Source organism: Pristimantibacillus sp. PTI5, from assembly GCF_048572955.1.
Classification (GTDB): Bacteria; Bacillota; Bacilli; order Paenibacillales; family Paenibacillaceae; genus Pristimantibacillus.
In genome coordinates, this window is record NZ_CP183886.1 from 6181108 (window position 1) to 6198669 (window position 17562).

12 protein-coding genes are annotated in these 17562 nt (G+C 50.6%); all 12 read left to right on the forward strand.

Features of this window, described 5'->3' with window-relative positions; all coding sequences use genetic code 11:
• Positions 1–128 precede the first annotated feature (128 nt).
• The 12 genes from ACN6MW_RS27230 to iolB all read left to right on the forward strand — a co-directional run bounded on the left by ACN6MW_RS27230 (position 129) and on the right by iolB (position 17532).
• Positions 129–2381: a helix-turn-helix domain-containing protein gene (locus ACN6MW_RS27230; protein ID WP_419872938.1), complete on the forward strand. Its 2253-nt coding sequence runs from the start codon at positions 129–131 to the stop codon at positions 2379–2381.
• 218 nt (positions 2382–2599) lie between these two features.
• Entirely contained in the window at positions 2600–4225 is a 1626-nt protein-coding gene (locus tag ACN6MW_RS27235) for an extracellular solute-binding protein (RefSeq protein ID WP_419872939.1), read from the forward strand.
• A gap of 91 nt (positions 4226–4316) precedes the next feature.
• The gene (locus ACN6MW_RS27240; RefSeq protein ID WP_419872940.1) at positions 4317–5219 is read left to right on the forward strand and encodes an ABC transporter permease; all 903 of its coding nucleotides are present in this window, start codon (positions 4317–4319) and stop codon (positions 5217–5219) included.
• Between the two features lie 57 nt (positions 5220–5276).
• Positions 5277–6149, forward strand: coding sequence for a carbohydrate ABC transporter permease (locus tag ACN6MW_RS27245; protein WP_419872941.1), 873 nt, complete (start codon positions 5277–5279; stop codon positions 6147–6149).
• A gap of 45 nt (positions 6150–6194) precedes the next feature.
• A complete protein-coding gene (locus tag ACN6MW_RS27250; protein ID WP_419872942.1) occupies positions 6195–7985 on the forward strand; it encodes a hypothetical protein in 1791 nt (596 codons plus the stop codon).
• Complete coding sequence (locus ACN6MW_RS27255) at positions 7982–10246, forward strand: glycoside hydrolase family 88/105 protein (protein WP_419872943.1); 2265 nt, start codon at positions 7982–7984, stop codon at positions 10244–10246. Before ACN6MW_RS27250 ends, ACN6MW_RS27255 begins: the two co-directional genes overlap by 4 nt.
• 65 nt (positions 10247–10311) lie before the next feature.
• Positions 10312–12177 (forward strand): 3D-(3,5/4)-trihydroxycyclohexane-1,2-dione acylhydrolase (decyclizing), encoded by a 1866-nt coding sequence (gene iolD / locus ACN6MW_RS27260; protein WP_419872944.1) that lies wholly within the window; start codon positions 10312–10314, stop codon positions 12175–12177.
• 26 nt (positions 12178–12203) lie between these two features.
• On the forward strand, positions 12204–13124 hold the full coding sequence (iolE, locus tag ACN6MW_RS27265; RefSeq protein ID WP_419872945.1) for a myo-inosose-2 dehydratase: 921 nt from the start codon (positions 12204–12206) through the stop codon (positions 13122–13124).
• Between the two features lie 3 nt (positions 13125–13127).
• On the forward strand, positions 13128–14126 hold the full coding sequence (gene iolC / locus ACN6MW_RS27270) for a 5-dehydro-2-deoxygluconokinase (protein ID WP_419872946.1): 999 nt from the start codon (positions 13128–13130) through the stop codon (positions 14124–14126).
• A gap of 19 nt (positions 14127–14145) precedes the next feature.
• Positions 14146–15606, forward strand: a complete 1461-nt coding sequence (locus ACN6MW_RS27275; RefSeq protein ID WP_419872947.1) for a CoA-acylating methylmalonate-semialdehyde dehydrogenase — start codon at positions 14146–14148, stop codon at positions 15604–15606.
• 66 nt (positions 15607–15672) lie between these two features.
• On the forward strand, positions 15673–16719 hold the full coding sequence (iolG, locus tag ACN6MW_RS27280) for an inositol 2-dehydrogenase (protein WP_419872948.1): 1047 nt from the start codon (positions 15673–15675) through the stop codon (positions 16717–16719).
• Between the two features lie 3 nt (positions 16720–16722).
• A complete protein-coding gene (gene iolB / locus ACN6MW_RS27285; RefSeq protein ID WP_419872949.1) occupies positions 16723–17532 on the forward strand; it encodes a 5-deoxy-glucuronate isomerase in 810 nt (269 codons plus the stop codon).
• The last annotated feature ends 30 nt before the right edge of the window (positions 17533–17562 follow it).

Here is a 17562-nt window from a genome sequence, read left to right on the forward strand (position 1 = left end):
CACATATGAATCTTTTAGAATAAGGAGAGAAAGCGCTTACCTTACTTTTGATAGAATAGGTGGACCATTTCAAACATATGAAAATCTTTGCTGGATAATCGGATGGCCAAGTAGAGGGAGTGTAGGTTATGAAAAAGAGCTGGTACCGCAGAATGCTGCTTTCTTATTTCCCTATTTTTTTATTTACGATAACGATGCTGACTTTTTTATCTTTTCTCATGGTCAATGAAATCTCCCATAATGAAACGGTGAAAGCGGATCGCATTTCAACCGGTTATATCATGGATACGTTATCGCGTTCGTTAAGAGGGATTGAGACGGATGTGCTTGAGGAAGTGGAGAAAAACGAACAATACCGTAATTTTTTGAATGTGGATCGGACAACGGAAAATCATGAGGTTATGTTTGAGGTGGTAGACAGCATGCGCGGCCTGATCGCGAATGACAGCTTAATCGATTCGATGTATGTTTACCGGATCGAGGACAAGCAGGTGCTGACGCTGAGCGGACTTGTGCCTTGGAATAATTTTGCGGATCGGGATTTTCTGGAGCATGCGATTGCCAATGCCTCCTACCAGGGCTGGTCGACGATTCGCCCTTATCACGAGCTAAGCATGGAAAGCGGCAAAAAAGTCATTTCCATGTACAAGAGAGAGCCGCTCCCGTTTGGAACGGAAGGGCTTGTTGTCATCAATGTGAATATGTATGCGGTTGAAAGAATGATCCAATCGATGAAAAATGATTCCGTAACGTTTCTACATATTCGCGATAAGGTAGGCCAATTGCTTTTCTCAACGATGAATACAGATGAAGTGGACGGCAAGGTTCTCAACAAGGTTGAAATGAATATGCTTGGCTGGACATTTGAAAGCGGTATCGCGGCAGGTCAGCTCTTTTTATGGGTGTCGGTCATTTCTTACGTCTGGGTCGTAATCGGCGTACTGACGGTCTTATTCGCAATCGTTTATATCTTATATATAACGCGGAAAAATTATAAGCCTATCCGGGTAATGATGAATCGAATCGAATCGATTCAGCTTCGAAATGGCGGCCTAGGGATGAAGATGGATGAGCTGACACTCATTGACCGCACGCTGGAAAATTTAATACAACAGACAGAGGATTACGAAAAAGAGCAGCATGATCATTTGCTGGCTGGCAGGAAGCAGCTTTTTTATGATCTTGTCCAAGGCGAAGAGTCTGCCAATGTAGAGGAACGGCTGTTGAAGCTTAAGGTGCTGCCTGCAGGAATGAAGCTGGAGCAGTTTGCTTTTATCATGGTGGAGATCGGACATTACGGCAATTTCCGCAGCGGCTTCTCGGCAAGGGATCAGCATACGCTGAAATTTGCTTTGTCTAACGTATTGCAAGAGCTGGCGCGGGACGAAGGGATGTTTGCTTGGGCAGAATGGATCGGCGAGAGCCGAATGGGGATCATAATCGGCATGGGGACTGACAGCAAGGCTGCTAAGGACCGTATCCGCCAATTTGCCGAAAAAGGCGGCGAGTGGGTATCCGCCAATCTCCGGATGTCCTTATCTTTCGGGATTGGACCTGTCCTGGAGGGCTGGGCCAAGATCGGAATTTCCTATAAATCAGCGGTAAATGCGATGCTTCATAAGTTGTCGCTCAGCAAGGAAGCTGTCATCATGAGTGATGACCTGCCTGGGAACGCGGGAAAAAAATCGTATAAGTATATACAGCTGGCGGCTGATTTAGTAAGGGAATTCCGGCTTTCGACGGGATTATGGCGCGAGCACTTGGAGCAAATATTCGAATCCTTGGAAGCCGATTGCTTAAAGGATGAGGATATTCAAATGCTGCTGCAAACGATGATGGATATGCTGGGCAGCGAGCTCGGAAACATTTCAGAAGAATTGCAAGATTATTTTAAAGGGGAAAAGGCTGGACAGTGGAAGCAAACGGTAGACGATACGATGTCGCTAACGGAACTGCGCAGTCTGTTCCTTGCGTATTTAACGGAGTTGTACCATCACTATGTTGCTTTCTGCGAGACTAAAAACCATCATGCGATGATAACCGAAATGAAGGCATATATCGAAGAGAACTTCGCGAATCCGGACCTGTCTTTGAAGCATTTGAGCGATCGTTTTCATATTTCGGCCAAATATGCCAGCTACCTCTTTAAAGAGGAGTTCAATATGAAATTCGTAGACTTCATCGTGCAGCTGCGCATGGAGCATGCCGAGGGGCTGCTTGCGGAAACCGAGGATTCGGTGCAAAGCATCGCGCTTCAGGTTGGATATGCCAACTCGATTACGTTCGGAAGGGTATTCAAGCGGGTGATCGGAGTAACGCCCGGCGACTATCGAAGATTGAAGCTAAAACCGGGAAAAGCCAATCAAACCGGGACTTTTTGAAAATAGTTTAGCATGCGACTTCGGTTGGTTCATCCAAAATATAGGATAAAATGATCGGGTTTATCGATCGGAAACTAGTTTATTGCGGCTACCATGTTTGCCATGCCATACTTTGGTCATTCCGATACGGGCTGCACCAACGGAAATGTAAGCGTTACCCATACAGGGTCATGCAGCCTGATTCGAATACTACTCGACAGGAAGAAGGGGTTTGACCGATGACTAGAAACATAATGAAAAAACGGTTCATGGCTTCAAAAACATCAATGCTTGTGCTTATGACAGTAAGCTCTTTGTTGTTCACCGCGTGTTCATCTAAATCTGCACCGAACGCTGCGGAAGGAACAAACGGTGGTGATGCACCAGCGAAGCAGGTAACGCTTAAGGTTGAAGTATTCGATCGAGGCAATTCTCCTGCGGGATCCACGATTACAGACAACTATTTAACGAAGTTTGTTCAAGAAAATTTCGGAGCTTCTAATAATATAAAGGTGGAATATGTGCCTGTTCCTCGCTCTGAGGAAGTAGCGAAGCTGAATGTACTGATGGCAAGCGGCAACAACGTTCCGGATATCGTATTCACGTATGATCCAAATACTTTTAACCGTTATGCGAAACAAGGCGGCCTAACAGATCTTGGACCGCTGCTTGATGAATACGGACAAGAATTGAAAACATTTTTAGGCGATGAAGTACTAGAATATGGAAAGTTCGAAGGTACGCAATTTGCCATTCCTGCCAAACGATCCAATACCGGAAAATACGCCTCTTTTATTCGACAGGATTGGTTGAATAAGCTGAATATGCCAGTTCCTAAAACGACAGAAGAGCTGTATGAAACGCTAAAGGCATTCAAGGAGAAAGATCCTGGGGAAACGGGCGGTCAAGTGATTCCGCTCGGTATGACGATTGCGTCGGCACAATATGAGCCATTGATATGGTCGTTCATAAAGCCGATGACAGAAGAACAGCAATATACGCTTACACAGCAGCTTGGATCTAATGATTACCCGATATTGCTTCCGGGCTTTAAGGAAAGCCTTCAGTTTATGAATAAGCTGTACAATGAAGGCCTTATCAATAAGGATTTTGGATTGGATAAAGACAAGAAGAAATTGGGCGAGGATATCTCAACAGGTAAAATCGGCTTTTTCAGCGAAGATGATGTAAACATTTACTATCAGGACGGATCGTATGACCTGCTGCAAAAAAACGTGAAGGGTGCCGAGATTGCAGCAGTTGATGTTTACACAAATGAAGAAGGCATGCATGCTAAGCCTAAATATGCGCCAAACGGTCTTTACATTATGATTCCTAAATCCAGCGAGCGCGCTGTTGAAGCGGTAAAATATTTGAATTGGATGGCGACTGGCGATAACTTGTTCAATCTCCAAAATGGGGTCGTGGACGAAAACTATACGTTGGTGGACGGCATTCCGGTTGCGGTTGAAAATCCTACTGAGGAAGCAAAAAACCGTATGTATAACTCTGGCGATATGGCCATTATTTCAAACGGCAAGCAGCTTGGCAGCATGGAGAAAAATCTGAAGGCGAGAGCACTGGCAATGCCTAAGCAGTTCCAAGAGCAGGTTGCGGTTGCCCAAGAAATTGCCAATGCCGATACGATTCCGCTTGTGATGTTGGATCGGCCGATTGAAGCACAAACCAAGTATGCAACAACGCTGCTCGACAAATTTAACGAAATTATCGTAAAAACGACCATGGCGAAGCCTGAGCAATTCGAAAGCACTTATGATTCAATGCTGAAGGATTATATGGCTAGCGGCGGTCAAGCCATCTTGGATGAACGGATCGCAGTTTACAAAGAGATGAAATCCAAATAAAGCGCATGCAAGTTGGAATTGCGATGGGAGCGGGGCCTGGCCTGGCCTTGTTCCCTCGCAGACTTCAACTTCATTAGAGGAGGCAACCGCTGTGAGCATGACCGTCTATTTCCGCAGATATTGGCAGCTGTATGCGCTGCTTGTATTGCCGCTGACGTATTTCATTATTTTTAAATACGGTCCTATGTACGGCATACAGATCGCTTTTAAGGAATTTAACTTCTTTCAAGGCATCAACGGCAGCGAATGGATCGGATTTGAAGCTTTCAAGGAAGTATTCGGCATGAGCGATTTCTATACTACGCTTCGCAATACGCTAATGCTTAATTTTCTTGATCTGCTCGTTTCCTTCCCGGCACCGCTCATATTAGCAATTATGCTGTACGAATTGAAGACGGCTTGGTTTAAGAAGCTGTCGCAAACGATACTTTACATTCCGCATTTTATCTCATGGGTTATTATTGGCGGTATCGTCTATCAGGTATTTGGCACGCAGTCAGGCATGATCAATAACTTGCTGACTTCGATCGGATTTGACGCGGTTCCGTTTTTGACGGATAAAAACGATTGGCTCATTACTTATCTCCTGGTTGGCGTGTGGCAAAGCGCAGGCTGGGGTACGATTATTTATTTGGCTGCGCTTACCGGCATAAACAAGGAGCTGTTTGAAGCTGCAGGCATTGATGGCGCGGGAAGGCTAAAAAGAATTTGGCATATTACGCTGCCAGGCTTAAAGCCTACCATCATCGTGCTTCTGATCATCAATCTTGGGCATATGATATCCATTGGTTTCGAAAGACCTTATGTCATTGGCAATTTAGCGGTTCGCGAATATGCGGATGTGCTAAGCACCTTCGTCTATCGCATCGGGATTCAGTCCGGACAATACACGCTGGCAACGGTCATTGGGCTATTCCAAGCCGTCGTAGGCCTTGTGTTCGTGCTAGGCGCAAATTTTATTTCCAAGAAGCTGACAGATGAGAGCATCCTATAAACCGGTGTCAATGAATCTCCTTTTCTTGCTATCGACTATTTGAAAGGAGCGGACGTGATGAGAGAACAAACCGCTAACCGTGTATTTGATACGATCAATTTTATTGTTTTATCCGTTTGCACGTTGATTTGTCTGGCTCCATTTCTTCATATATTGGCTATCTCACTAAGCTCGGTTAGGCCAATAATTTCAGGGCAGGTGAGCCTGTTTCCCGTAGATCTTAATTTTGAGGCTTATTTTAAAGTGTTCTCTGACCCTTCAATGATTCGCTCGCTGGGCTTCACGGTGCTGCTGACTGGCATTTTCACTGTCATGTGCATGGTCATGACGATTGCCATGGGCTATCCGCTATCCAAAAAGAAACTGAAGGGCCGCAAAGGCTTCATGTTCATCGTTGTCATTACCATGTTCTTCAGCGGAGGCATTATCCCTGAGTATATTTTAATTCGCAATTTGAATATGATGGATTCGATATGGGCGCTGGTGCTTCCCGGACTGATCAATCCTTTTTATTTGATTATATTAATCTCGTTTTTCAATAATATTCCCGAGAGTCTGGAAGAATCGGCCGAGATTGACGGCAGCAGCCATTTCCGGACGCTGCTCAGCATTATGCTTCCGTTGTCGCTTCCGGTAATTACTACGCTTAGTCTGTTCTATGCGGTAGGCCGCTGGAACGGTTTTACGGACACGCTCATGTATATCAACAGCCCGGAGCTGTATCCGCTGCAGCTTAAGCTATATCAGCTTATTCAAAACAATATGATCAGCGAGCTGATCCAAATGGAAGGCGGGCAAATGGCGACGGTCGTGCCTGAAAGCTTGAAGGCAGCCAGTGTTATTTTCGCAACCGTGCCGATCCTGATCGTTTACCCTTGGCTTCAGCGTTACTTTGTAAGCGGTGTTATGCTTGGGGCAGTGAAAGGATAGCGGTGTGCAGCAGTACGATTTGAAGGTGGGAAAGGACGGAGGAGCATGTACGAAAAGCTTGTCGCATTAAACGATTACTGGGCAAAAGAAGGCGCCGGCCGGCAGGTGCTGGATCAAGGAAGCCGCTATTACGGGGGCGTGGCCGATGCGGAGAACGGAATTGCATGGCCCAGCCACGGCGGCTCGCCGATGGTCATGGCGCTATGGGCCGCAGCCTTGATCAATAAGGACTCGATGTTCCATCATGACGAAGAGCTGGCGAGCCGGCTGGAGCTTGGCACGCATTTTATGCTGCGCTCTCAGCATGCCGACGGCACGATATCCCCTGGATGGACCAATATGCATTCGCCGCCGGATACCGCTTTTGTCGTCGTTGGGCTGGCACAGGTATATGAGCTTCTGCAGGCGGTTGAATGGGAGCCGCTTCGGAAATCAACAGCGAACATAAAACGCTTTCTAGAGCAGACAGTTCCCGCATTATTGACCGGCGGCTGCCATACGCCGAATCATCGCTGGGTGCTGACATCCGCGCTTGGTTATTTGCACAAGCTGACGGGCCGCGCGGAGCTAAAGGAAAGAGCGGAGGCGTGGCTGGCTGAGGGTCTGGATTGCACGGAGGATGGGGAGTGGACCGAGCGGAGCAACGGCATTTACAATGCGGTCAGCGATGTGATGCTGTTCCATGCGGCTGAGCTTCTGGATAAGCCGGAGCTTCTTGAGCCGATCCGCCGCAATCTGAAGATGATGGCTTATATGATTCATCCTAACGGCGAGGTCGTCACGGATTATTCGGGAAGGCAGGATTTCGGCCACAGCTATACGATGGAAAGTTACTTTCTAGTCAGCAGGCTTATGGCGCAAAAGGATCAAGATCCTACATTTGAGGCGATCGCCGAGCTTGCGGGCCAAGCGCTTGAGCATCCGGGCTGGCTGCCTAACAACGCTATACTAGGTTATTTACTGCGGCCTGAGCTGCGAGAGATTGCCATCCAGCCTGCCGAATTGCCAACGAAATACCGAATTGTGATGAACCGTAATTTTCCGCGTGAGCGCTATTTAAGCGAAATGGATGCAGCAGGTCACGGCGGCAAAATTTATCACAGCAGAATGCATCCGGATTTTGGCGCACCGGTAGCCCGTGAAAGAGACGGGAATACGAGCTTGACCGTGATGGCCGAGACGAGCTCGATGTTTGCGCTTCGCCATGGCGATGCGCGCTTGCTTGCTGTGCAGATCGGCTCCTCCTTTGAGCCTGGCTATGTAAAAATGAATGACTTAATGGTAGAAGAGGAGAGCTACAAGCTGACGGCCGTTGAGAGCAAGGGTTATTACGGTCCTGTGGCGAAGGAGAATTTGCCACTATCGGCAAAATCGGCGATTAGTCCATGGTATTTGCTTCCCCATCAGCTGAGAGAGACGACGCATTTGCAATATCATCATGTCGAGGCAGAGCTTAGGAAAACCGGGCATGGCTGGCAGTTGCAGGTGAGCTGCGCAGAGCCTGACAGCATGATGACGCAGATCGTTTTCGTATTTGGCGGCGAGGGATCGTTTACTGGCGAAGGCCTAACTCCACTGGAGGATGCTCATTTCTGGAAGCACGGAAACGTTCGTTATGCAGCAGGCGAGGATTGGATAGAGGTGGATGGCGGTGCGCATGAGCATTTAGTGAAAACACTGCGGAATACTGCGATACCGGGAGGCTGCCAAACGCTTATTGTCAATCTGATGACACCATATTATAAAACGTTCGATATCAGGCTCTCGCCTCTTAAAGCGGATGCGGAGGCCGCGAACCCGCTTTCTACGACTGATCATGAGGAGCTGATGAAATGAGCGGATATATTGAACCGCGGGAAAGCAGCCGTTATTGGTTTGGAGACAATGACAAACGCATATTGGAGGTACTGGCGGGGAGGTATGTCGGCGCGAATCCGCCCGTCCCGTTTGCGCTGCGCGCCTTTGCCAAATCGGGAATTTTGCAAAGCGGGAACGGTTTATATGAAATGAACCTTTCGACCAAGCTGCCGGAAGCAAAGCATGGGCAGTACGCCTATCTGTACGGGCTTGTCTGGAGCGATGACGAGCGCTCGATCGACGGCGTGATAGAGCCGTTTGGCCCGATTAAGCTTATGGTGAATGGGGAACAGGTCTATCGCTCCTCCGTTGTCGATGAGCTGAAGCCGGATGCGCAGGCAGTTATCCCTCTTTTGTTCCGTAAAGGGTGGAATCAAGTATTAATCGAAGCGCGCAAAACCGTCGCTGGTTTTGGCTGCCGTTTCGGCGCGGACGAAGCAAAGGTACGAATTCTGCAGGTACTGGCTCCTTTTTCCGAAAGAGCAGGCAGCGGTGGCTGGGTTTATTCAGAGCCAGCAGACAACTCCCGATTATTGGGAACCAGCGTTTCCTTTGCATTCGGGGATTCTGAGGCAGCCAGCGGTTTACGCTGGCTGCCGCGAACAGAGTGGACAGCCGAGGAAGCGATACGGCCGAATTGCGAGCGTTTATTCGGGATTCCTTCCCTGCCGGCAGCCGCACTTGGCTGGACTAAGCTGAATATGCAGGGCAGCGATGCCGTGATCGTGCTGGAAGGGACAGCTTACGGCCCGACAAGCATTTGGCTGGAGGGACAATTAGCTGCAGATCTGACGGAAGCAGGCCCATTCAGAGTCGAAGTTAACGCTTCAGCCGGATACAGCGATTTGCTGGTACGATCCGTCAGCGGTTTAGCGGGCTGGGGCTTCGAGCTGAATGCCAAGCATGAAGGAAAACGCTTGGCATTGGAAGCGCCAGCGCCTATTCACGGTTACAGCGGCGAGTGGTTGTATGCAGGACCGCTCGATTCCAATGATGCCTTAGATCCTGGGAAGGTTTGCTCGACTTCAGCGTTAATTCCTGTCATAAACAAAAGCGGAGAGTCCTGCGGTTACTCCTATTGGTTCGTTGATGCTCCGCAGACGCGTGTCCGTCCCTATTACGAGAATGCGATGCTGAGCAATAAATGGACAACCGGAAGCGCAACGAACTACGGCCGCTGGGATTATCCGCTCGGCGTAACGATGTATGGACTCTTAAGGACGGCGCGCGAGCTGGAACGCGGGGATTTGCTCGATTACACATTGAGCCATATTCGGAGCTGCACGGACATGTATGACTATGCGATGTGGGACAAAGAGGAATATGGTTTTCCGTCTATTAACCATCAGCTTGTTTTGATCCGAATGCTTGATAACTGCGGATCCTTCGGCTCGGCTATGTTGGAGGCATATGGAGCGGCGCAGGATCATACCTTTTTACGAATCGCAAAGCGAATTTCGGAATTCATGCTCGAGCAGCTGGAACGAAAGGATGACGGGGCGTTTTACCGGCAGTGTCACGGCGAATATTCGGCGGATACGATGTGGGCAGATGATTTATACATGAGCGGTCCGTTTTTGATTCGATATGCTTTGGTAACCGGAGAGCCGTATTCGCTTAACGAAGCTGCGAAACAGTTTCTATTGTTCAAAAGCTATTTATTTATGGCTGATGAAGGGCTGATGTCGCATGTGTTCGATTTCAAATACGGAAAAGCCACGCTTGTGCCTTGGGGACGCGGAAACGGGTGGTGCTTGTTTTCCTTGTCGGAGCTGCTGGAAAAGCTGCCTCTTGACCATGGAGACCGGCCAGCGCTGGAAGCGTTTTTTGAGGAAATGTGCTCGGGCGTTGCTGCTCTGCAAGGCGCTTCAGGCATGTGGCGGCAGGTGCTCAACCAAGCTGACGCTTATGAGGAAGCCTCCTGTACGGCGATGTTCGCTTATGCGATTGCGCGCGGCGTTCGTTTTGGCTGGTTAAAGGAGCAGGAAGCTTATACCGGAATTGCGCTGCGGGCTTGGCGAGGGCTGACTAGCGGAGCGATTGACAAACAAGGCAATGTACACGGCGTATGCAGCGGCTCGCGTTATTCCTTCTCGCCAGACTATTACATGTATGATTTACGAACGGTGTTAAATGACAACCATGGAATCGGAATAATGATGCTTGCAGGCGTTGAGATCATGCGTCTGAAAGCAGCAAAGCGCGTGAAAGCAACGGCGCAGGTAGCAGAAAAGGTATAAATAGAGGCGAAAAATTTTTTTGATAAGTTAAGCGCTTAACCCTAATCACAAGGAAGGGGATGTAAATGAAAACTACTCGATTGACGATGTCGCAGGCTTTATTGCGGTTTTTGGATAACCAATATATTTCCGTGGATGGGGAAGAAACAAAATTCGTAACCGGAGTCATGGGGATTTTCGGTCATGGAAATGTGACGGGAATCGGGGAAGCGCTGGAGCGGGATGCCGGAAGCCTGGTCTATACGCAAGGCAAAAGCGAGCAAGGCATGGTCCATGCCGCCGCGGCATATGCCAAGCAGCGCGGGCGAAAGCAAATCTACGCCTGTACCTCCTCCATCGGACCCGGCGCGCTGAATATGGTGACGGCTGCCGCAACGGCAACTGTAAACCGAATACCGGTGCTGCTGCTGCCGGGAGACAACTTTGCCTGCCGCCAGCCCGATCCGGTGCTGCAGCAGCTGGAGGTGCCGGGGGATTATACGGTTTCAGCGGCTGATGCTTTTAAGCCCGTCAGCCGTTATTGGGACCGGATTGTCCGTCCCGAACAGCTCATAAGCGCTGCGCTGCAGGCCATGCGCGTATTGACGGATCCCGCTGAAACCGGGGCCGTGACCCTGGCATTGCCGCAGGATGTTCAAGCGGAAGCGTATGATTATCCTGACGATTTTTTTCAAAAGCGAATCCACATCCTCGATCGAAGACCGCCGGCAAACGATGCTATTCGAAGAGCTGCGGATTTAATCAAAGAAAAGCGCAGGCCGATCATTATTGCCGGAGGCGGCGTCCATTATGCCGAGGCGACGCAGCAGCTTGCAGCCTTCGCAGCCGCTTTTAACATACCGGTTGCAGAAACACAGGCAGGGAAAAGCGCGCTGCCTTGGGACCATCCGCTCAACATGGGCGCGATAGGAGTTACCGGCTCGTTATCCGCTAATCTGCTCGCTAAGGAAGCGGATCTGATTATTGGCATCGGTACGCGGTATTCGGATTTTACGACCTCGTCGAAATCGGCTTTCAATTTTGAAAATGCAGCCTTCGTCAATTTGAATGTCAACGCGCATGATGCCGTGAAGCTAAACGCCCTGTCTTTAACATGCGATGCAAAGGAAGGGCTCGCTGCTTTGCAGGATGCTCTTGCCGGCTGCCAGTACCAAAGCGGCTATGATGATGCTGAGCTTGCGAAACGAAAAGCCGATTGGGACAGTGAGGTTGACCGTTTGTACGCTGTCCAGGCAGAGGATGGTTTGGCGCAAACAAGGGCGCTTGGCATGATCAATGAGACGCTTCAGCCCTCCGATGTTATTGTATGCGCCGCTGGCAGCCTGCCCGGCGATTTGCACCGGCTGTGGCGGTCGTCTGAACCGCGAACCTACCACATGGAATACGGTTTTTCCTGCATGGGCTACGAGGTAAGCGGCGCCTTTGGCGCAGCGCTTGCCGAGCCAAGCCGCGAGGTTTATGCGCTTGTAGGCGACGGCAGCTATTTGATGCTTCACTCGGAGCTGGTGACAAGCCTGCAGGAAGGCGTCAAAATGACCATCTTGTTATTTGACAACCATGGCTTCCAATGCATCCATAACCTGCAGCGGGGGCATGGCAGCGACGGCTTCGGCAATGAATTCCGCTATCGCAGCAAAGAGACGGGCCGGCTCACCGGCGGTTATATGCCGATTGATTTTGCGATGCATGCACGCAGCTTGGGCGCGAAGGCTTACACGGCCCGCACGGAGGAGGAGCTCCGGGAAGCGCTGCTGCAGGCGCGGGAGGAAACCGTGACCACGCTGGTTGAAATAAAAGTACTGCCGGGCACGAATACTTCCGGCTATGAATCATGGTGGCGCGTCGGCGTGCCTGAGGTTTCCGGAAGCGCCAAGGTGGCGGAAGCTTACCGCGAGATGGCGGATCAGATCGGCAATGCAAGCCAGAAATAACTAAGGATAAGACAGGAGGCTGGATTATGCTGGAGGGCTTGAAGTTTAAGCTTGGCGCGCATCCGATTAACTGGGTAGGCGAGGATGTTCGGGAGCATGGAAGCGATACCCCATATGAAACGATTTTGGACGATATTTGCAGGCTCGGCTTGAAAGGAACGGAAATGGGACGCAAGTATCCCCAGGACAAGGAGACGCTGAAAAAGGAGCTGGCTTCGCGGGGCATACAGCTGGTATCGCAGTGGAAATCCGTATTGTTTTCGGACCGTGCCTATCATGAGCAGGAGCTGGCCGAATACCGGAAGCATGCCGCTTTCCTGCAGGAAATGGGCAGTAAGGTCATCAGCACGGCAGAGGTCGGAGGTTCGCTCCACTTTGATCCGCGGCGGACGCCGAATGAGAAGGAAGTAATCCCGCTGGACGAAGAGGGCTGGCGGGCTTTGGCAGATGGGCTTAACGCGGCCGGGAAAATCGCCCAAGAGTACGGTCTGAAGCTGACGTACCATCATCACGGCGGAACGGTGGTGGAGAGTCCGGAGGAAATCGACAAGCTCATGGCCCTCACGGATCCTTCTTTGGTTTATCTTCTGTTTGACACCGGTCATGCCTACTACGGCGGAGCGGAACCGATTCATGTACTCCGCAAGCATTACAGCCGTATCGCCTATATCCATTTAAAGGATGTGCGCCAAGCCGTGTTAGAGGCTGCTATCCGCGAGAAGGCCGACTTTGTGACCTGCATTCGCAAGGGCGTATTTACGGTTCCCGGCGACGGCTGCATCAATTTTCTGCCGATCATCGCGGAGCTGGATGCCAGAGGTTATGACGGCTGGGCGATGCTGGAGGGTGAGCAGGATCCTGCGGTCCATCCTCCTTACGAATACGCGAACAACGCGTTGAAGCATATCGACAGGATGTACAGTCTTATCGGGTCAGGGGAGGAGTAACACATGGGAACGATTGTCTTTCACGGGAGCAAGCCCATTGATTTTGTTGCGGTTGGCAGGCTTTGCATCGATTTGAATGCGAATGAAATTAACCGTCCGATGGAGGAAACAAGCACCTTTACCAAATATGTTGGAGGCTCGCCGGCGAATATTTGTATCGGCATGGCGAGGCTCGGCCTAAAAACCGGTTTCGTCGGCAAGGTAGCGGACGATCAGATGGGGCGTTTCATCGTCCGCTACTTGACGGATAACGGAATCGACACCCGCAATGTCGTGACGGATCGAACCGGCGCAGTCACGGGACTTGCCTTTACGGAAATTAAAAGTCCGACGGAATGCAGTATTTTAATGTACAGGGACAATACGGCCGATTTGAAGCTGGAAGCAAACGAAGTCCAAGAGGAATTGGTTGCGGCTGCCAAGCTGCTGCTTATATCCGGGACGGCGCTGGCGCAAAGTCCTTCGCGTGAGGCTGTGTTCCAAGCACTGGAGTATGCAAGAAGGCATGGCGCCGTTGTGGCATTTGATTTGGACTACCGTCCTTATACTTGGACTTCCGACGAGGAAACCGCGGCTTATTATAACCTGGCTGCCGAAAAATGCGACATTATTATCGGTACGCGCGAAGAGTTCGATATGATGGAGCGCTTCGAAAGCCATCTCGCACATAACGACAGCCAAACGGCTGCCAAATGGTTTGATTACAAAGCCAAGATCGTCATTATCAAACATGGCAAAGAAGGATCCATTGCCTACGCCAAGGACGGCTCTTCACACCGGGCCCAGAGTTTCCAAGCCAAGGTGATCAAAACGTTTGGGGCAGGCGACTCCTACGCGGCCGGTTTCTTGTACGGCTTGCTGCAGGGCTGGCCCATCGGCAGGTGCATGACGTATGGCAGCGCCGCAGCGGCAATCGTTGTGTCGAGCCACAGCTGCTCGGATGCGATGCCGACCGCTGATCAGGTCAATCGATTTATTGAAGCAAGCAGCAGCCAAATTTGACGTAATCGGAGGCATGGAAATGACAAATGCAGAACAAGCGGAAACGATTAAAAATTTTATCGGCGGACAGTGGATCGAAGCTGCAGGTGCGGTGAGCGAGCCGGTTTTTAACCCTGCTACGGAAGAAGTTTTAGCCTATGTGCCCATTTCGACGAAGACGGAAGTCGATCTAGCGGTGAAGGCCGCTAAGGCTGCTTTTCAGGCATGGAGCCGGACGCCCGTCCCAAAAAGAGCACGCATTCTGTTCAAGTACCAGCAGCTTCTTATCGAGCATTGGGAGGAGCTTGCCCGGATCATTACGCGGGAAAACGGAAAAAGCTACACGGAGGCTTACGGCGAGGTGCAGCGAGGCATTGAATGCGTAGAATTTGCCGCAGGCGCACCGACGCTGATGATGGGAAAGGTGCTCCCGGATATCGCAACCAATCTGGAATCGGCGATGTACCGCTATCCGATTGGGATCGTAGGAGGGATCACGCCGTTTAATTTTCCGATGATGGTGCCCTGCTGGATGTTTCCGTTAGCCATCGCATGCGGGAATGCTTTTGTGCTCAAACCATCGGAACGAACGCCGCTTCTTGCCAATCGTCTCGCAGAGCTATTCGCCGAAGCGGGACTGCCGGACGGCGTATTAAACGTCGTGCATGGCGCACATGATGTCGTTAACGGCATTTTGGAGCATAAGGATATCGCTGCCGTATCGTTCGTAGGCTCCCAGCCAGTGGCTGAGTATGTTTACAAAACAGGCACGGCGCACGGCAAACGGGTGCAGGCGCTTGCCGGGGCCAAAAACCATTCGATCGTCATGCCGGATGCGGACATGGATGCTGCGGTGCAGCAAATCATAGGCGCGGCGTTTGGATCGGCGGGAGAGCGCTGCATGGCCTGCGCGGTCGTGGTCGCCGTTGGTGAAGCCGGCGACAAACTGGTCAGCAAGATTACGGAGGCAGCCGACGGGATCGTTATCGGCAATGGCATGGACAATGGCGTATTCCTTGGTCCCGTCATCAGAGGACCGCATAAGGAACGTACGCTTGGCTATATTGACCGTGGCGTAAAGGAGGGCGCGCTGCTCGTTCGGGACGGCAGAACGGATTCCGCGGCAAGTGACAAAGGTTATTTTGTAGGCCCCACGATATTTGACCATGTGACCATCGAGATGAAAATATGGGAGGATGAAATATTTGCGCCCGTGCTCTCTATCGTTCGGGTAGATACGTTGGATGATGCGATCGAGATGGCGAACAAATCGGAATTCGCCAATGGCGCCTGCTTGTTTACGCAGGATGGAAGCCATGTTCGCCAGTTCCGCGAAACGATTGACGCGGGGATGCTGGGCATTAATTTGGGCGTGCCGGCGCCGATGGCTTTTTTTCCTTTCTCCGGATGGAAAAAATCTTTTTACGGCGATCTGCATGCGAATGGTACGGACGGCGTTGAGTTTTATACGAGAAAAAAAATGGTCACTGCGCGCTGGTAGCCTAAATGGCTGACGCTATCTGTTAAACCAGCAGTCGCTCCGCAAAAGCATAGGAGGAATCATGCCATGGAAAAATTGAATATCGGGATTATCGGAGCGGGCAGAATCGGGAAAATTCATGCCGACAATATTATGAGGCTGCCGAGTGCCCATGTGTATGCGATAAGCGATCCCTACGCAAACGATGCATTGCGCGAATGGGCAAGCGTGAGAGGAATCGGAGTTGTATCAGAGGATTGCGAGGCATGGATCAATGATCCGCAAATTCACGCGGTATTTATTTGCTCGCCTACGGACACGCATGTGCCGTTGATCAAAAAGGCAGCGGCGGCAGGCAAGCATATTTTTTGCGAGAAGCCGATCAGCATGAGCGTCGCTCAAACGAAAGAAGCGCTGGAGGCCGTTAGCAAAGCAGGCGTTAAGCTGCAAATCGGCTTCAATCGGCGCTTTGACCACAATTTTCGCAGGGTGAGAGAGCTGATTGACGCCGGTCAAATCGGGGAGCCGCATATCGTAAAAATAACATCCCGCGATCCGAATCCGCCAAGCGAGGATTATATTCGATCATCGGGCGGCATTTTCATGGATATGATGATTCATGATTTTGATATGGCCCGTTATGTCTCGCGCTGCGAAGCAGAGGAGATCCACGCCTACGGCAGCGTGCTAATTGATTCGGTATTTGAGCGATGCGACGATGTCGATACGGCAATTGTCATGATCCGATTCAAAAATGGCGCCGTCGCCGTTATTGATAACAGTCGTAAAGCCGTCTACGGCTATGATCAGCGGGTCGAGGTGTTCGGCTCTGGCGGCAGCGTTGCGGTTACGAATGATTATCCGAATACGGCAGAGGTTCATACGGCAGAAGGCGTACGCCGCGATAAGCCGCTTCATTTCTTCCTGGAACGCTATAATGATGCCTACATTGATGAGACAAAGCAGTTCATCACCAGCATCATGGAGGACCGTGATGTTATGGTTGACGGCAACGACGGACTTCAAGCGGAATTAATGGCCTTGGCAGCTAATTTATCTCTGCGCCTTGGCAGACCCGTTAAGCTGTCGGAAACACTTGAGCTTGCTGCGCCTAATCCCATTTTAGGAGGATAAATCATGACATCTCACTTAATTGTGCCCCAGCATGCAGCAGTAGGAACAGACGGCTCCGTTTTGAACATAACACCGGAGTCGGCTGGCTGGCAGTACGTTGGTTTCGAAGTCATAAAGCTGCAGCCAGGCCAGAAAATCATTCGGCAAACCGCTGACCGCGAAATATGTTTGGTCCTGCTAAGCGGCAAAGGCGACCTAAAGACAACAAGCGCGCAGTGGAACAATATTGGAAATAGAAACAGCGTTTTCGAGAAAATACCACCTTATGCCGCCTATGTGCCAAGTGAGGACCAATATGAATTTATTGCTCAAACCTCGGTCGAGCTCGCGGTTTGTTCAGCGCCAGGCAAGCCGGGATACGAAGCAAGATTAATCGTACCTGAACAAATCGGAGTCGAGGTACGGGGGAGCGGCAGCATGCAGAGGCTGGTTCATAATATTTTGCCTGAGAGGGAGCCGGCCGAGAGCCTCCTTGTCGTAGAGGTGTTTACGCCTGAAGGGCATTGGTCGAGCTATCCGCCGCATAAGCATGACCGCAGCGCGCTTCCCGAGGAGTCTTTGCTCGAAGAAACGTATTATTTTCATCTTGAGCCTGTGCAGGGGTTTGCCATACAGCGGGTGTATACTGACGATCGTTCCTTGGACGAGACGCTTGCCGTAAGGGATGGTCAAGCGGTGCTTGTGCCGAGAGGCTATCATCCGGTTGCAGCGCCGGCCGGCTATGAGGTCTACTATTTGAATGTTATGGCAGGACCGGTACGCACTTGGAAGTTTTATAATGATCCTGATCATGAATGGCTGATTAAGAAATGATTGCCAATCTTCCAACTCTTTGAGCATAAT